The sequence below is a fragment of the Paenibacillus sp. PastM-3 genome (assembly GCF_029893965.1).
Classification (GTDB): domain Bacteria; phylum Bacillota; class Bacilli; order Paenibacillales; family Paenibacillaceae; genus Paenibacillus_AQ.
Genome location: NZ_JARXXP010000002.1, coordinates 327,641 through 344,797, shown reverse-complemented (window position 1 = coordinate 344,797; position 17,157 = coordinate 327,641). Strand labels below are relative to the sequence as shown.

Annotated in this window: 10 protein-coding genes; 4 read left to right on the top strand and 6 right to left on the bottom strand. The window is 55.5% G+C overall.

The annotated features are described in order from the left end of the window. Window positions 1-11 precede the first annotated feature (11 nt). Window positions 12-3,041, top strand: a complete 3,030-nt coding sequence (gene pgmB / locus M2108_RS05300) for a beta-phosphoglucomutase (protein ID WP_277468054.1) — start codon at window positions 12-14, stop codon at window positions 3,039-3,041. Between the two features lie 901 nt (window positions 3,042-3,942). Here pgmB and M2108_RS05295 read toward each other — a convergent pair. Then, window positions 3,943-4,920 carry a LacI family DNA-binding transcriptional regulator gene (locus M2108_RS05295; RefSeq protein WP_277468055.1) on the bottom strand — a complete coding sequence of 326 codons (978 nt, stop codon included), beginning with the start codon at window positions 4,918-4,920 and terminating at the stop codon, window positions 3,943-3,945. A 322-nt stretch (window positions 4,921-5,242) separates the two neighbouring features. Between M2108_RS05295 and M2108_RS05290 the strand changes: the two genes are divergently transcribed. Continuing rightward, window positions 5,243-8,197 (top strand): ABC transporter substrate binding protein, encoded by a 2,955-nt coding sequence (locus M2108_RS05290; RefSeq protein WP_277468056.1) that lies wholly within the window; start codon window positions 5,243-5,245, stop codon window positions 8,195-8,197. Window positions 8,198-8,285: 88 nt separating this feature from the next. Here the strand turns inward: M2108_RS05290 and M2108_RS05285 are convergent, their stop codons facing one another. After that, window positions 8,286-9,677: an aldehyde dehydrogenase gene (locus M2108_RS05285; protein ID WP_277468057.1), complete on the bottom strand. Its 1,392-nt coding sequence runs from the start codon at window positions 9,675-9,677 to the stop codon at window positions 8,286-8,288. Window positions 9,678-9,706: 29 nt separating this feature from the next. Beyond that, complete coding sequence (locus M2108_RS05280; RefSeq protein ID WP_277468058.1) at window positions 9,707-10,414, bottom strand: Crp/Fnr family transcriptional regulator; 708 nt, start codon at window positions 10,412-10,414, stop codon at window positions 9,707-9,709. Between the two features lie 156 nt (window positions 10,415-10,570). Between M2108_RS05280 and hcp the strand changes: the two genes are divergently transcribed. Further along, entirely contained in the window at window positions 10,571-12,214 is a 1,644-nt protein-coding gene (gene hcp / locus M2108_RS05275) for a hydroxylamine reductase (protein ID WP_277468316.1), read from the top strand. Window positions 12,215-12,296: 82 nt separating this feature from the next. Here the strand turns inward: hcp and M2108_RS05270 are convergent, their stop codons facing one another. Both M2108_RS05270 and M2108_RS05265 read right to left on the bottom strand, forming a co-directional pair. Next, window positions 12,297-13,271, bottom strand: coding sequence for an aldo/keto reductase (locus tag M2108_RS05270; RefSeq protein WP_277468059.1), 975 nt, complete (start codon window positions 13,269-13,271; stop codon window positions 12,297-12,299). A 14-nt stretch (window positions 13,272-13,285) separates the two neighbouring features. Beyond that, on the bottom strand, window positions 13,286-14,185 hold the full coding sequence (locus M2108_RS05265) for a LysR family transcriptional regulator (protein ID WP_277468317.1): 900 nt from the start codon (window positions 14,183-14,185) through the stop codon (window positions 13,286-13,288). 97 nt (window positions 14,186-14,282) lie between these two features. On the opposite strand from M2108_RS05265, the gene M2108_RS05260 reads away from it, so the two are divergent. After that, window positions 14,283-15,176 carry a DMT family transporter gene (locus M2108_RS05260; protein WP_277468060.1) on the top strand — a complete coding sequence of 298 codons (894 nt, stop codon included), beginning with the start codon at window positions 14,283-14,285 and terminating at the stop codon, window positions 15,174-15,176. Window positions 15,177-15,280: 104 nt separating this feature from the next. Here the strand turns inward: M2108_RS05260 and M2108_RS05255 are convergent, their stop codons facing one another. Next, window positions 15,281-17,152 (bottom strand): flagellar assembly protein A, encoded by a 1,872-nt coding sequence (locus tag M2108_RS05255; RefSeq protein ID WP_277468061.1) that lies wholly within the window; start codon window positions 17,150-17,152, stop codon window positions 15,281-15,283. Between the last annotated feature and the right edge of the window lie 5 nt (window positions 17,153-17,157).

Genomic DNA, 17,157 nt, shown 5'->3' with positions numbered 1-17,157 from the left:
GAAGGACAGTCATGAAGATGAAGCCGTATGAGCATCCGCCCGCGCTTTACCCGTACCGGGAATGGAGTCTGGGCGAGGATACCTATGAGGAGGAGCATAATCAGCGCAGCGAGAGTGTGTTCGCGCTTGGCAACGGATATATCGGGATGCGCGGGAACTTCGAGGAGGGCTATCACGGGACGGCCGGCACCACGGTGGCCGGCAATTATCTGAACGGCTTCTACGACTCGGAGCCGATAGTATATCCGGAGGGCGCCTACGGGCTGCCTGCGGTTAACCAGTCGATGCTGAATGTGACGGAGGCAAGAATTATCGGGCTGGAGATTGAGGGCCATGCGTTCCGGATGGACAGCGGAAAGGTGCACAGCTTCCGGCGGTGGCTGGATATGCAGACCGGTCTGCTGCACCGCGAGGTGGAATGGGAATCGCCCGCCGGGCAGCGGGTGAAGCTCGCGATCCGGCGTATGGTTTGTCTGCGGCACAAGCATCTGGCCGCGATTGATTACGCCGTGACGGCGCTGAACTTCGCCGGCACGCTGAGGTTTGAATCGGCGCTGGACGGGGAGATCCGCCGGCCCGAGGCCAGCGATGATCCGCGGCTCGGCTCCGGCGGTGCCGAGCCGAGCCTGCTGCCGGAGGACAGCGGCTATGATGAGGCCGCTGGGGTGTTGTGGATGCGGCAGCGGACGCGGCATACACGTTTTGCGCTGTACACGGCGGCCAGCCACAGGCTGCAGGCGGCGTCAGGCCGTGCGCTGGCGCTGCAGCTGGGCGGCCAGCGCATCTCGGCCGGCTATGCAGCCGAGGTGCAGCGCGGGGAAACCGTTATATTGACCAAATATATAACGTACCACACCTCGAAGGATTACCCGGAGAAGGAGCTGCGCGACCGGAGTGCCGGTGTGCTGGAAATGGCGGAAGGCTGCGGATTTAACGGACTTGCGGAGGAACAGCGCGCGTATCTCGATCAATTCTGGGCGCACACCGATGTGGAGATTAAGGATGATCCGGCGCTGCAGCAGGGCATCCGTTTCAATCTGTTTCAGCTGCTGCAGTCCACCGGCCGGGACGGCGTAACCAACATTGCCGCCAAGGGCCTGACCGGCGAAGGGTATGAGGGCCATTATTTCTGGGATACGGAAATGTACATGCTGCCATTCTTCACCTACACCCAGCCGGAGATTGCCCGGAAGCTGCTGGAATTCCGCTATGCCACGCTGGATAAGGCGCGGGAGCGGGCGGCCGTGCTGTCACAGAAAGGGGCGCTGTATCCATGGCGCACCATTGACGGAAGCGAGAACTCCGCTTACTTCCCGGCGGGAACGGCCCAGGCGCATATTAATGCCGATATTGCCTACGGAATTAAGCAATATGTGCAGGTGACAGGGGATGTGGAGCTCCTGGTCAGCCAGGGAGCGGAAATCCTGTTTGAGACCTCGCGCTTCTGGGCAGATCTGGGGTTCTTCAATCCGGCGCGTGGCGGGGCCTTCTGTATTAACGGAATCACAGGACCGGATGAGTATACGGCGATTGTTAACAATAATGCCTATACAAATCTGCTGGTCCAGGATCAGCTTAACTATGCCTATGAGACGGTTCACCTTCTGAAGAGGGAGTATCCGTCTGAATACGAACGGCTCCGGCAGGCGATCGGATTGATTGATGGAGAAGCGGACATGTGGAAGGAAGCCGCTGACCGGATGTTTATCCCTTTTGACGAGGAGCTGGGCATCTATGCCCAGGATGACACCTTTCTGAGTAAGCAGAAATGGGATTTTGAGCATACGCCCGCAGATAAATACCCGCTGCTGCTGCATTTTCATCCGCTGGTGATCTACCGTCATCAGGTGCTGAAGCAGGCGGATCTCGTTATGGCCATGTTCCTGCTCGGAGACAAGTTCCGTCTGATCGATAAAATCCGGAACTATCAGTACTATGAGCCGCTGACGACCCATGATTCCTCGCTGTCGCCCTGCATACACAGTATTATTTCGGCCGAGATCGGCGATCTGGCTGCGGCCTACGGTTATTTCGACCGTACGGTGCGGATGGATCTGGATGACATTAACCGCAACGCCAAGGACGGGCTGCATATGGCTGCAATGGCCGGATCGTGGATGTCAATTGTGAACGGGTTCGGCGGTCTGAGGCAGGCACGCGGTATGCTGTGCTTTGACCCGGCGCTGCCGGAGCAGTGGCAGAGCTTCCGCTTCAAGGTTACCGCCCGCGGCCGGCTGCTCGATGTCTTCATCGGCAGCGAAGCAGTGGTTTATACACTGCTGGAAGGGGAAGATCTGCAGATCAGGCACAGAGGCCAGCCTGTGCTGCTGCTTCCGCAGCAGCCGGTGAGCCTGCCGCTGGCCCGGCAGCTGGAGGCGGTAATCTTCGATCTGGACGGGGTTATCACCGATACCGCCGAGCTGCACTATCAGGCCTGGCAGGCGCTGGCCGATGAGCTGGGCATCCCGTTCAGCCGGGCGAAGAATGAACGGCTGAAGGGCATCAGCCGAATGCAATCGCTGGACATTGTGCTGGAGGACAGCCCGCTTAGGCTGACGGCTGCCGAGCGGCTGGCGCTGGCGGAGAAGAAGAACGCCAGCTACAGGCAGCTGCTTGAGCAGCTGACACCGGCAGATGTCCTGCCGGGAATCCCGGAGCTGCTGGACTCCCTTGCGCAGCGGGGCATCGCCTGCGGGCTGGCCTCGGCCAGCCTGAATGCGCCGCTGATTCTGCAGCGGCTCGGCATCGCCGGCCGGTTCCAGGCCATCGCCGATCCGGCTGCGATGCAGAAGGGCAAGCCCGATGCGGAGATCTTCCTCACCGCAGCGGAGCTGCTTGGTGTCCCGCCGCGCAGCTGTGTCGGTGTAGAAGATGCGGCGGCCGGCATCACCGCCATCAAGGCCGCCGGCATGCAGGCTGTCGGCATCGGCAGCCGGGAGCAGCTGGGCGCAGCCGATCTTCTCCTGACTTCCACAGCAGAGCTGACGGTGGAGAAGCTCCTGGTGCTGTTCAGAGATAGCGGGCTGGGAAAGCAGCAGTAAGTGGCAGTAAGTGGCAGTAAGTGGCAGTAAGTGGCAGTAAGTTGGAGTTAGTAACAGCACTGAATGAGACAAAGTAGCACCAAGCATTACTATGTGAAGAATCAATAAGTAGATTAAAGGGCCGGCTCTCCACCTGATTGTGGAGGGCTGGCCCTTGTTTACACACTGTCACTCCGTAATATACACACGTCGCTCTGCCATTCCACTTTGCAGTTTCGATCCGCGTCACGTCATTGCCCTCACTCATCCCCCTCATTCCTCTCTCTCACTCATCCCCTCCCTCTTTCTTTACAGCTTGTTTCCCCTGCTCACCGGGAGATTAGTTGGAAATTCGGCACTTAATCTGTCGCTTTTGGATTGATTAAGAAAACTAAGTGGATTTTCGTCATCTAATTTGGCTGATTTTTGGCTTTTGGGCTGTGATAGGGGCTTTTAAGTGACCTTTTTCCACTTAGTTCTAGGATGCAAGGGGAAACCGGGAATTTAAGTGCTGGTTTTCCACTTAGATTCTTCAGTGAACCGGAAGAGGCGTCAAACAGAGCGGCTCAACAGACCATTTTCTGTCTGAGCTCTGATTTTTCGCCAGAACCGGCGATTAACGTGTATTACCTGCTACTAATCCAACCGAAGCCGTCCTGCGCATTGCTCCCCTCCGCGCTCACTTTCCCGCACGTCAGCCGTTTCAGGTCATTTGGCCTAAGCGGGAGTGTTCCAGACCATCCAGGTGCCCTGTTACTCAGGCAACCACTCCTAATAATTAGGAGTGGTTGCGAAATGTACGACTAAAGATCATATGCTGTCGAAACAAGCAGCGGTGTGTCATATCCAGTACATCCGCGGTTAGAACCGCTGCGCCTCCGCCAGATTATCCTGCATCAGCCCGCCCGCAGTCCGGCAGCCCTTAAGCCGTCGCCCCTTCCTCCAGCTCGACCGGAAGGACGTACTGCGGGGAGACCGGGCCGCCGTGGACCTGGCGGATGATCAGCTCGACGGCCAGCTTGGCCATGGCTTCGATCGGCTGGCGGATGGTGCTGAGTGCGGGCCTGAGCATGCTGCGCAGGGCAATGCCGTCATAGCCGACAATCCGCACATCCTCCGGCACCCTCCGGCCGCGCTCGCGGCAGGCCTTGAGCGCATAGGCCGCGATGATGTCGCTGCCGGCGAAGATGCCGTCCGTGCCGGGCTGCTCGCGGAACAGCTGTGCCAGCAGCCGCCCGTAGGCCTCGACATCGAAGCTGTTGTCATCCGTATGCAGCAGGGTATACGGAATATTGTGTGCCCCGGCTGTAGCGGCGAATGCCTCAAACCGGAGCCCTGACAATATATTCAGGCCGGGATGGCCGCCGATATGCGCCAGCTGCCGGCAGCCTTTTTCAATCAGAAGAGTAGTGGCAAGCACGCCGCCCTGGTAGTTGTTGGAGCAGACGTAAGGGATGCCCGGCGAAATCTGCCGGTCGAAGGTGACGAGCGGCAGATTCATCTGCTGGTAGGCCTCTACCTCCAGCGTATGGCTGCCCATGATAATGCCGTTAACCCGGCTTGCGCGCAGCATATTAATGTACTCCAGCTCCTTGTGCTTGTCCTGCCTGGAATTGCAGAGCAGCAGCTTGCAGCCGTTACGGTAGGCATGCTCCTCTATGTACCCGGTGTGTTCCCCGAAAAAAGGATGCGCAACGCTGGGAATAATCAGTCCGATAATATTCGACCGTGAACGGCTGAGTGAACGAGCCAGCTCATTAGGGCGGTAGTTCAGCTCGTCCATGGCCTGGAGTACCTTTTTCTTCAGTTCCTCGCTTAAATATCCCCTGTTGTTCAGCACCCGGGAGACGGTGGTGACCGAGACGTCCGCTTTTAGCGCCACGTCTTTAACTGTAGGCATGTTAAGCCTCTTGTCCTGTGCGGTTCTTAGCAGCTTTATTCTATCGTGATGCCGGGGCTGGTGTCTAATGAAGCCTGCCATTTTTCGCGCTTTTCTTTATTTCAAAAATTAGTGTTTCACCCTATAATTAAAGATAAGAAAGTCATAAAATGCCGCACAAATCATCTACTCTCAATTAGCCTATACATAAGTGGAATTTCCTGAACATAGTGGCTTTTAACGTTTTCCCGAACGAAAGAGGATGAGGGAAGGGGTCCGGCGAAAGAGATATTGTCGAAGCCTTCCGTTTTTAACTTTGAGATGGATGAATGGGAGTGTGCAAATGGACTTAAAGCAAACCGATCTCAAGGTGTTCAAAAGCCTCCTGCTCCTGATGTTGCTCTGCGGGATCTTTTATCAGCCTGCGCAGGCAAGTGCAGAAGAGCTGCCACCAAAAAATGTGCTGGTGCTCCATTCCTATCACAAAGGGTTTGCCTGGACGGACGATCAGGGTGCCGGTATTGAACAGACCCTCAAGAGTGCGCTCGGACAGCCGCTGATCTACAGTGAGTATATGGATTGGAAACGTTATCCTGACCAAGACAATCTTGAGCACTTTTACCAGACTATCAAGCTTAAGTATCAGTCCGTACGCATTGATGCGATTATAACCACGGATGATGCTGCGCTTAGCTTTGCAATCAAATACCGCAGTGAAATTCTGGACAATGCACCGATTATCTTCAGCGGCATCAATGAACTGGGTGTGGAAAACCTGGGGAAGCCCGGCAATATTACCGGTGTAATCGAAAAGATCAGCCCGGCACGTACTATTGAAACGGCACTCGAGATTAACCCGGAAATTAAAAATGTATATATTTTATATGACAATACCGAAAGCGGCCTGTCTACCGGCAAAATGGTGATGGAGCAAATTTCGTCACTGGATCCGGCTCTGCAGCTGTATCCGTTAAACCGTCTCTCCAAACAGGAGATTATTGACCAGGTATCCGCGCTTTCCTCTGACAGTATTGTTCTGATGACTACATATTACAGCGATTCGACAGGACGCACGGTTGAATTTGACCAGTTTTCCAGTGAGCTGGGTGAGCGCAGCAGTGTTCCGGTATACCATATTTACGATTTCGGGTTAAATCACGGTGCCTTCGGCGGGAGCCTGACCAGCGGCTTGATCCAGGGTCAGACTGCAGCCGGGCTGGCCGTACGGATTCTGGAGGGGGAACGGGCCGATCAGATCCCTATCGTTAATAACAGCAGTGTACGCAGTGTGTTTGATTATAACGAGCTGCAGCGGTTCGGGGTCTCTGTCCAAAAGCTGCCGGAAGGCAGCGAAGTGATCAATAAGCCGTTTTCTTTTTATGATACGTATAAGGGCCTTGTGCTGAGTATTATCGCCGCGTTTGCCGTTCTGGTGTCCTTTATTCTGATCCTGTTGTTTTATGTACAGCTTGTGAAGAAGATCCGCAGCAATCTGGAAAAAAGCAATGAGCGCTTTGCCCTGGCGACCTACGGCTCGGATGCAGTAATCTGGGATCTCGATATGTCGAATATGGTCTACTATTTCTCGGACAGCTGGTATGAGCTGCTCGGATATGAACGGGATGAAGTGAATGAAGCCCACGGCGGCTGGAGGGACCTCATACACCCTGAGGATACAGAGGAGGAGAGCCGCCAGCGTACGAATCATCTCGAAGGCAGGACTTCTTACTACTATTGTGAATTCCGGCTGCGGGGCAAATCGGGGGAATACAAGTGGTTCCAGACCCGGGGCAAGGTGCTGCGTAATGCGGAGGGCAGATTTGTCCGGTTTGCCGGCTCTATGGTTGATGTGACGGACCGCAAGGGATATGAAAGCAAGCTGCAGATGAGCTATCAGGAGCTGGAATCCACCTATGAGGAGCTTACCGCGCTGCAGGATGAGCTTTTGGAGCAATATAACAAGGTAGTCGAAAATCAGTCGCTGCTGCAGACCAGTGAGGAAAAGTACCGGCAGCTGGCTTACAATGATGTGCTCAGCGGATTGCCGAACCGCCTGTCCCTGGCGGAAGCGCTGGAGCTGTTCATTAAGGAGAACGCCGGCGGGCATGCTGCCCTGTTCTTTCTTGATATCGATAACTTCAAATATATCAATGATACTCTGGGGCATACCTTTGGCGATGAGCTGCTGGTAAAGGTCGGTGAGCGTCTGCTGCAGCTGGGAGATGAACGCAGCAGGCATTTCCGTTTCGGTGGAGATGAATTCGTCATTCTGTTCCAGGATAACAGGGGATTCAGTGAGGTTATCGCCTATGCGGAGTCCCTCGTACAAGGCTTCAGGGAACCTTTCGAGCTGCATGCCAGCATCGTACATATCTCTACGAGCATCGGGATTGCCCAGTATCCGGAGAACGGGGTGAACGCCGAGGAGCTGCTGAAGAATGCGGACATCGCGATGTATAAGGCGAAGGAGGCAGGCAAGGGAACCTATGTGGTCTATGGCCGGGACATGCAGCAGCATTTCGACGAACGGATGGTTATCGAATCGCATCTGCGCAGCGCGATAACCAATCAGGAGCTGGCGCTGCATTATCAGCCGCTGGTGGATACCGCCTCCGGAGAAATCTGGGGATTCGAGGCGCTGATCCGCTGGAACAGCCCGGCGCTTGGCTTTGTTTCCCCGCTATCCTTCATCAAAATCGCCGAGGACTGCCGGCTGATTGTGCCTATCGGTGAATGGGTGCTCCGTACCGCCTGCCGCTTCATTAAAGAGCTGAACAGCCAGAGCCAGGGACGTTACCATATTTCCGTGAATATTTCGGTCATTCAGCTGATGCTGGAGGATTTCCCCGATATGGTGCTGGGTATTCTGCAGGAGACCGGCCTTGCGCCGCAGTATCTGGAGCTGGAGATTACCGAGTCCATCTTTATGGAATCCTTCGAGGCGATCAGCTCGAAGCTGGAGGCGCTCAAGGAGAAGGGGATCGGCATAGCCCTGGATGATTTCGGGACAGGCTATTCGTCCCTCAGCTATCTGAAGCAGCTGCCGATCACCACACTGAAGATCGACAAGTCCTTTATCGACAGTATTGATACACCCAATAACATGTCACTTGCCCGTTCAATTGTCACCATCGGACATGATATGGGGCTTAACGTTACAGCTGAAGGGGTGGAGACACCGGAGCAGCTTGCTTTTCTGGAACGGACCCGCTGTGACAAGATTCAGGGCTACTTCATCAGCCGGCCGATCCCGCAGAAGGATGTGGCGGACTGGGTGAAGGAGAGACGGGCGGGCTGAGGCCGGATTGCCTATAACAGTTGAATATTGATAGCCACGCATAATAGATAAAAGGCTGCTGTCCCTCTGAAAAGAGACAGCAGCCTTACTATTTCAAAAGCCTGCGCACCAGACTAACCTTATTGCCATAAGGCGGGTATACGATGCCCGGATCAACCTTCGCGCTTCGTTTCACAACGCTCTTGCGGTGTGAGAACAGGTCGAAGCTGTGCTTGCCGTGGTACCCGCCGATGCCGGAGTGACCGACGCCGCCAAATGGGAGACGGGAGCTGGCGACGTGACTGATCGTGTCGTTCACACAGCCTCCCCCGAAAGAAACGCTGTCCAGCACCTTCTGCTCCACCTGCTTGTCTTCGGTGAACAGATAAAGCGCCAGCGGCTTGGGCCGTTGTTTAATGCTGCTGATGGCCTCCTCCAGCCGGTCGAATGTCAGGATCGGCAGCACCGGTCCGAAGATTTCGTCCTCCATCAGGGCATCATTCCAGTCAGCCGGATAGAGCAGGGTCGGCTCAATGTACAGGTCTGCGGCGTCTACCGTCCCGCCCATAATAACCTTGGAGCGGTCCCTGTCAATCAGCCCGGCGATCCGCTGCAGCTGCCGGTCGTTAACAATCCGCCCGTAATCCGGGCTTCTGCGGGCATCCTCCCCGTAGAAGGCGGTGATCTGCTGCTTCATCAGCTCGATCAGCCGGCCGGCGACCCCGCTGTGAACGAGCAGGTAATCGGGGGCAATGCAGGTCTGCCCGGCATTAATCAGCTTGCCCCAGACAATCCGCTTCGCCGCTGTTTCCAGGTTGGCGCTTTTGTCAACGATTACCGGGCTTTTGCCGCCCAGCTCCAGGGTTACAGGTACAAGCTGCTTGGCGGCAGCTTCCATGACAATTTTGCCGACAGGGACGCTGCCGGTAAAGAAGATGTAGTCGAATTTGGCGTGAATCAGCAGGTTTGTTGTTTCCTTCTCGCCCTGGATAACGCGGATATACCCGGGTTCAAAGATTTCATTTACCATATCCTCAATAACGGCTGACACTGCCGGCGTACTCTCCGACGGCTTGAGGACTGCGCAATTGCCGGCGGCGATAGCTCCGATCAGCGGCTCAATCAGCAGCTGAAACGGATAATTGAACGGGCCGATAATGAGCACGGTACCGTAAGGCTCACTCAGGATCAGGCTTTTGGACGGAAACATATGCAGTGGCGATTTGACTCTGGCAGGCTTCGCCCAGCGCCGCAGGTGCTTCATCATATAGCCGATGCTCTCCAGGGTAAAGCCGATTTCTGTAGCATAGGCTTCAAATTCGCCTTTGTGCAGATCCTGGCGGAGTGCTTCAATAATACGCGGCTCATACCTGCGGATGGCTTCCTTCAGCTTCTGCAGCTGGAGGACCCGAAAGGCAGGCTCTTTAGTAACTCCGGTGTCAAAATACTCGCGGTGTCCGGCCAGCAGCCGGCTTATGCTGTGTTCAGTTGCTTCAGGCATAGCTAATCCCTCCAACGTGAATCAAATGTTTATTTGTCCTGGCCCGCAGACGGCTGGTCCGTACGGATGTATTCGTGCATCGCTTCCCGGTTCAGCAGGGTAATCCGGCTGCCCTTGAACTCGATCCAGCCTATATCGCGCAGATTCCCCATTTCGCGGGAGAGCGATGGTCGTGCTGTGTTCAGGTGCTCGGCCCACTCCTTGCGGCTGAACGGCAGCCGGATATGGTCCGAGGCCTGCTGTACTGCCTGCTCCAGCAGGAAATAAATCATCCGCCGCCGCAAGGGTCCTGCGGACAGTATTTCGATTTTGCGGTTGACCAGCACCAGCCGCTCGGACAGATTTTCGATAAAACGGGTCAGGATGTCCGTATCGGCGGAGAACAGCCGCAGCAGCTCATGCTTGCTGATGAACATGACCAGGCAGGGGCCGGTGGCAGTAACGGTGGCCGGAACGAGATTTTCCTTGCGGAACAGCACGGCTTCGCCAATGGTCTGCCCCGCGCTCAAATGGGCGATCGTTACACTGCTTCCGGTAGGGTGGGTCTTCTGCACCTCAACCCGTCCCGAGAGGATGATGCCGATCCGGTCTGCAGTATCGCCCTCGGCAAAGATCAGCATATTTTTCTGATAAGCAGTCACCGTATAGATCATTTTGTGCAGGAGGAGCTCCAATTCTTCCGCAGACTTGCCCCGGAACAGCAGACAGGACTGCAGGACGGCAGGGTCAGGTATCATCGGTTTCCTCCAAATTTAAATTTAATCGGTAACATCCGTTACCGATTGTATGGCGAAAGTCTACTACAATAATCAGTAACTGTAAAGGCGGGAAGAACCGGAGTCCTGCCCTGTGTGACGATATTATTTTAGAGGAGCGAACGCCAAGTGAGCAGCATGTTTTGTTTTCAATGTCAGGAAGCGGCGAAAGGAACAGGGTGTACCATCCAGGGGGTATGCGGCAAGACCAGTGAGGTAGCCAATCTTCAGGACCTGCTGGTTTATACGCTCAAAGGAATTTCCATCTTTGCCCGCAAAGGACGGGAGCTTGGCATGACCGACTCCGTTACTGATAAATTCATTATAGAGAGCCTGTTTGCAACGATAACCAATGCTAATTTTGTTCCTGAGGCCTTTACATCCGGTATCCGGAGAGGACTTCAGCTGCGTAACCAGTGGAGCAGCCGGCTGAAGCTGGCCGGGGTAACAGCAGAGCTTGCGGATCATGATGCTGCGCTCTGGACTGCTGAGACAGATGAAGAGCTGATTGCCAAGTCGGAGACTGTGGGCGTTCTGGCTACAGAGAATGAAGATGTACGTTCCCTGCGCGAGCTGCTGACCTACGGGCTGAAGGGGATGGCGGCTTACATGGAGCATGCGGCAGTGCTGGGCTTCGGCGATGCCGGCGCACATGCTTTTATGGAGAAAGGCCTTGCTTCCACGCTGGATGACACTCTGAGTGCAGGAGAGCTTACCGCTCTGGTTCTGGAATGCGGCAAGTACGGCGTTGATGTGATGGCTCTGCTGGATCAGGCCAATACAACCACATACGGCAATCCGGAAATCACCAAGGTTAACATCGGCGTAGGCCGTAATCCGGGGATTCTGATCAGCGGACATGACCTGAAGGACATGGAGGAGCTGCTGAAGCAGACGGAAGGCACCGGGGTAGATGTGTATACGCACAGCGAGATGCTGCCGGCCCACTATTATCCTGCCTTTAAAAAATACAGTCACTTTGTCGGCAACTACGGTAATGCCTGGTGGAAGCAGAACGAGGAGTTTGCCAGCTTCAACGGTCCGATTCTGATGACTACGAACTGCATCGTGCCGCCTAAGGACAGCTATAAAGACCGTCTGTATACAACAGGCAATACCGGCTTCCCTGGAGTGCAGCATATTCCGGCGGGTGAAGACGGCAAGAAGGACTTCTCGGTGATTATCGCCCGGGCCAAGGAGTGCGCTGCTCCGACAGAGATTGAAACCGGCGAGATTGTCGGCGGTTTTGCACATGCTGCAGTGATGAACGTGGCCGATCAGGTGGTTGAGGCGGTACAGACCGGTGCAATCAAGCAGTTCTTCGTAATGGCCGGCTGCGACGGCCGGATGAAGAGCCGTAATTACTACACTGACTTCGCTTCCGAGCTGCCAGGGGATACCGTTATTCTTACCGCAGGCTGTGCGAAGTACAAGTACAACAAGCTTGATCTCGGCGAGATCGGCGGTATTCCGCGTGTGCTGGACGCCGGCCAGTGCAATGACTCCTATTCCCTTGTCGTTATTGCCCTCAAGCTGAAGGAAGTATTCGGTCTGGACGATGTTAACGACCTGCCGATTGCCTACAACATTGCCTGGTATGAGCAAAAAGCGGTAATTGTGCTGCTGGCGCTGCTGCATCTGGGCGTCAAGAACATCCATCTCGGACCTACACTGCCGGCCTTCCTGTCACCTAACGTGGCTAAAGTACTGGTCGATACCTTCGGAATCGGCGGCATTACCACGGTTCAAGAGGATATGGAGCGGTTTATGGCCGTTCTATAATTCGTAGTTATGCGAAAAAAGCCTATAGCTGCGCCCCGCCGGATTCCGGCAGTGGTGGCTATAGGCTTTTTGGCGTCCAGGCTTACGGAAGCCGGTAGAAGGCAAACGGTTCGCCGCTTCTGAAGGGCCGGCTGGCCTGCTCCAGCCGCTCCAGCGTCTGCTTGTCCAGCTCCAATGCAGCGCTGTGCAGGTTCTGCTGCACCTGCTCCGCGCGTGTAGCGCCGACAATGACGGTGGATACAGCCGGCTGATGCATCAGCCAAGCCAGGGACAGGGCGGTAGGGGTCGTGCCGAGTTCCGCAGCAATCCGGCTGACTTCATCGCCCAGCTCAATCCGTTCCGGGCTGAGGAAGCGGCTGAAGTTCGGGTCTGTTTCTGCACGCGACCCGGCCGGAGCAGCGCCGCTGACGCTGTATTTGCCGGTCAGGATACCGCCGGCGAGCGGGAAATACGGGATGATGCCCAGTCCCTGATCCAGGCAGAGCGGCAGCAGCTCATTCTCGGGCGTCCGGTCAGCCAGCGAGTAACTGCACTGAATTGAGGTATATTTCATATAGTTCCGCGCTTCGCTGATACCGAGCGCCTTCATCAGCTCCCAGGCGGCATAATTGGAGGCGCCGATATAGCGGACCTTCCCGGAGGAGACCATATCATCCAGGGTGCGCAGCGTTTCGTCAAGCGGAGTATGCGGGTCAAAGGTGTGAATCTGGTAAAGATCCACATAATCTGTTTTCAGGCGGCGCAGACTCCCCTCCAGCTCCAGCATCAGATGACGGCGCGAGGAGCCGCGGCCATACGGGCCTTCAGCCCGCGGCAGTCCTGCCTTGGTGGCCAGTACTGCCTCATGCCGCCTGCCCTCCAGTGCCAGTCCGATAATCCGTTCCGATTCGGTGCCGGCATAAATATTGGCGGTGTCGATAAAGCTGATGCCCTGAGCCAGGGCGGTATGGATAATCCCGATCGAGGTTTTCTCATCGGCCCGCTTGCCGAAGGCATTGGTTCCAAGGCCGAGGGCGGATACCTGCAGCCCGCTGTTGCCTAATCGTTTAAATTTCATGTTATCGCTCCTCTTTAACGGTGTATGGGCGGATTCAGCTTCCCGTCCGCAGCAAACATATCAAGCGCAGTATCAATGAGCAGCCTGACGGCAATGGAGGCCTCCTCCAGGGAATGGACGGCGATATGGATATCGCGGTAAGCATCCGGAGACAGCTCACGGATCATAACATTCCCGGGCGGCGCAAGCAGCGACAGCTCGGACAGTACGCCGACCGCCAGACCCTCTTTGATCATGCTCAGCGCGGTGCTGTAGCTGTTAACCACATATTTTGCATTAAGCGCACTGTCTGCCCGTCTGAACAAATCAATGACCGGAGGCTCATAACCGGCTTTGCAGATCATCATGGGTTCATGCTCCAGTTCCTTTACATGGACAATCCCGTTCCGGCCGAGGGGGTGTCCCTCCGGCAGCACGGCGTACAGCTTCTCCCGGAACAACGGAATGGTTTCAAACTCCTCAAGCGGCGGGATGATCAGTCCGGCATCAATCTGGCGGGTCTCCAGCCACTCCTTCACCTCGGCGACCGAGCCTTCATGCACAGAAATGTCAATGCCCGGATATCTGTCCGTAATAGAGCGAATGATCTTGGGGACAAAGTAAGCGGCCGCCGCCGGGAAGGCTCCAATCCGGATCAGTCCCTTCTCCAGCCCCTTTTCCGCAGAAACCTCCTGCTCCACCTTGTTGAACCCGCTGAGAATCTCCCGGAAAATAATCAGGATACGCTTGCCAACCTCCGTAAGCACCAGCCCGCTGCGGCGGTCACGCAGCAGCAGCTTGACGTCAAGCTCTGTCTCAAGAGCGGAGATGGCCCGGCTGACCGCCGGCTGGGTCATGTTCAGCTCCTGACCGGCTTTGGTGAAGCTGCCGGTTTCGGCAATTTTGACAAATAAAAGAATCTGATTATTGTTCATAACAAATTTGGTATGCACCTCATGATTATTATTCATTTCAATTATGACCATGGTTATTGTATCATTTGGAATGTAAATAATACAAGAGGTGAACGCAATGTCACAACGCAGTCAAACGGTTCTGCTGCTTGCTTTTCTGGTAATTGTCTGGGGCATCAACTGGCCTCTTTCCAAAATCGCCTTAACCTATGCGCCTCCGCTGCTCTTCGCGGGTATCCGTACAGTCATTGCGGGAATCATCCTGATTATAGCCGCACTTCCCAAATGGAAGCAGCTTGAATTCCGGCGGCTGTGGCCGGTCTATCTGGCTTCGGCAGTGCTCAGTATCGTCTTTTACTACGGGTTTCAGACCATAGGGCTGCAATATGTCCCTTCCGGCCTGTTCTCGGCCATTGTCTTTCTGCAGCCTGTACTGCTGGGTATCTTTGCCTGGATCTGGCTTGGAGAGAGCATGTACGGGCTGAAAATATTCGGTCTCCTGCTTGGCTTCGCCGGGGTAGCCGCGCTCAGCATCGGCGGTTTTACCGGCAGCATCTCTGCGGCCGGTGTACTGCTGGCTCTGGCCAGCGCGCTTTGCTGGGCGCTCGGTACCGTATATATGAAGCGGAATGCGGCGCGGGTGGATATGCTGTGGCTGACAGCCATGCAGATTATGATCGGAGGCCTGATCCTGCTGGGTGCCGGCTCCGTTACAGAGAGCTGGTCGGCCATTACCTGGAGCAGCGCCTTTATTGTGAATACACTGTTTATCGCCGTATTCGTTATCGCCCTCGGCTGGATGGTGTATTTCAAGCTGATTAATGAGGGAGAGGCCGGTAAGGTGGGCTCCTTCACCTTCCTGATTCCGCTGATTTCCATCGGCTCGAGTGTCGTGCTGCTGCATGAACGGATTACGCTTAATCTTATCGCGGGGATGGTGCTCATCGTTGGCAGTATTCTGCTGGTGAATATAAATCTTGGGCGTAAGCGGCGGCTGAAGCCTTCACTCTAAAAGAGATGCTCCGCCAGGGGGTCCCTGGTTATGATCAGACAAAAGAGCCTGCCGGCTGCCTTTGTGCGGCATTCTGCAGGCTCTTTCGTATGGGTCAGTATGGGTCAGGTCCGGTTTCTCAACCGCAGGCTCTGGGCGGTGAAGACGGACTCTCCCGCAGGTAGAGTGAACTCGGCGGTATGTTCGCCAATGGTTATCCGGGTATCTTCTATATGGCGGACGCTGATTTTGCAGCCGGCGGCAAGCACAGACTGCCGGCCTGCTGCAGCTCCGGCCTGCTGCAACGCTATGGAGTCGCCGGCTTCGACTTCCGAACCGCTGCATACGGATTGTGCCATCAGGAAGCGGACATTGCCCGCTGCCAGCAGTGTGCTGTTTACAGTGCCCTCTCCATGAATACAAAGATCGCCTCCGGAATGGAGCAGACTGTCCTCCGAGCAGGCAAGATCAAGCCGGACATTCCCCTCATGCATATGAAGAATCCCGTCACGAAGCTCCTTAAGCAGGCCCAGAAAGGTTGCAAGCACGGCATCATTAATAAATTCAGTGAACTGTCCGGGATGCAGGAAGATATCCAGCATATGCTTCAACTGTCCGTAGTCAACTGGAGCTGCAGGCTCGCCATCGGCAAGCAGCCCCTGCAGCCCCTGCATCAGGCCGGGAAGGTGGACGTATTTGCTCTCCAGCAGTAGCAGTACGACCAGCCCGTATTTTACAGGCTGCTGACGGGAGCGTAGATTCTCCTCCAGCTGAAGGGCGGCGTTTCTAAGCAAGGTCAGCTCATCGATCAGCTCTCCGGGAAGTTTATACAGCCGGTGCTGTCTTGCTCCGCAGTCGCCGCAGTAAATGTGGCTGTCCGTAGCGTTGCCGCGGATGACTACACTTCCGGTAGCGGCGATGACGGCATGGCGGACATCACCGAATATGTATACGTTTCCTAATGCCTCTATCGTGCAGTGTTCACCGATTCCACCCGGAAACATTACATCTCCTGCAAACCAAACTGCACTGTTAGCGGTGATCATACTCTTCTGTACTACATGCATATCGGGAAAATCAATGCTCATCATCCGGGTTCCCCAGCCTGTAATCCGCGGCCGGCCGTCACGGCGCGCAGCAATATCCCCGTTCGGGAGCAGGGAGTAGCATTCAGCAGGCTTCAGGATGATATCCTCGGGCGGGGGAGAGGGCAGAATGCTGCCGTACACGTCAGCCCCGGGCAAGCCTTCCTGCGGAGGCAGCTTGCGCGCCAGTATCCCGCCTGTCCGTACAGAAGGGACCCCTGGATAATCAAGTATATTCTCCGGATCAGGGACTTCACTGCTGCTGAATACTTCAGCCATGGACAGTCCGGTTAGGGGCTCAAGCCGTCCGTCCGTTCCCGGCAGCGGCGGTTTGCCCACTGCGATGCAGACCGGGAGATAAGTCGGATTATTCAGCTCGGCATACAAGGCAGGGATGTTGAGATTGGGAATGAAGGAGCTATTGGAGAGTTCGGCCAGAATCTGATTAACGGTCAGCCTGGAGAGCAGCAGATCATAGTTCGGCTCCGCCCGGACACAGACCTCAGCCGAGGCCGGGCAATTGACCAGCCTCCAGGCATACTTTTCGACCCGGTAGAGGGTAAAGTAGGCGCTCAGCCCGTCTTCGGAAACAGTAATCTGGTATTGCGGCTTCTCGCTGATTTCCCAGCTCAGATGGTCGGAGGAAGTAATAGCAACAGGATCAGCGGCTCTGATCCTGTTAATCTTGAGGACAACGGGGTGAAGGGCAGAGATAACGGCAGCCTTGCCGCCGGGTAAGGGAGGCGTTATAAAGATCTGGTCATTTTGCACGATGATTCTCCCATTCTTGTCCTCATTTCCGGCCGCTTCAAACGGCTTGGAACGGATGGAGGAGTGATTGGGATCAGCAGCACTGAAGGCAGGCATTATGCTGAACGCATGCCGTGGCTGTTCAAGAGTGTGGTTCGGCATTGTTA

What these genes read in the sequence shown, in the direction of transcription:
- M2108_RS05265 (WP_277468317.1), bottom strand. Translation starts at nt 14,185, where the DNA reads ATGAACAATAATCAGATTCTTTTATTTGTCAAAATTGCCGAAACCGGC.
- M2108_RS05285 (WP_277468057.1), bottom strand. Translation starts at nt 9,677, where the DNA reads ATGCCTGAAGCAACTGAACACAGCATAAGCCGGCTGCTGGCCGGACAC.
- M2108_RS05290 (WP_277468056.1), top strand. Translation starts at nt 5,243, where the DNA reads ATGGACTTAAAGCAAACCGATCTCAAGGTGTTCAAAAGCCTCCTGCTC.
- M2108_RS05295 (WP_277468055.1), bottom strand. Translation starts at nt 4,920, where the DNA reads ATGCCTACAGTTAAAGACGTGGCGCTAAAAGCGGACGTCTCGGTCACC.
- M2108_RS05255 (WP_277468061.1), bottom strand. Translation starts at nt 17,152, where the DNA reads ATGCCGAACCACACTCTTGAACAGCCACGGCATGCGTTCAGCATAATG.
- hcp (WP_277468316.1), top strand. Translation starts at nt 10,571, where the DNA reads ATGTTTTGTTTTCAATGTCAGGAAGCGGCGAAAGGAACAGGGTGTACC.
- M2108_RS05270 (WP_277468059.1), bottom strand. Translation starts at nt 13,271, where the DNA reads ATGAAATTTAAACGATTAGGCAACAGCGGGCTGCAGGTATCCGCCCTC.
- M2108_RS05260 (WP_277468060.1), top strand. Translation starts at nt 14,283, where the DNA reads ATGTCACAACGCAGTCAAACGGTTCTGCTGCTTGCTTTTCTGGTAATT.
- pgmB (WP_277468054.1), top strand. Translation starts at nt 12, where the DNA reads ATGAAGATGAAGCCGTATGAGCATCCGCCCGCGCTTTACCCGTACCGG.
- M2108_RS05280 (WP_277468058.1), bottom strand. Translation starts at nt 10,414, where the DNA reads ATGATACCTGACCCTGCCGTCCTGCAGTCCTGTCTGCTGTTCCGGGGC.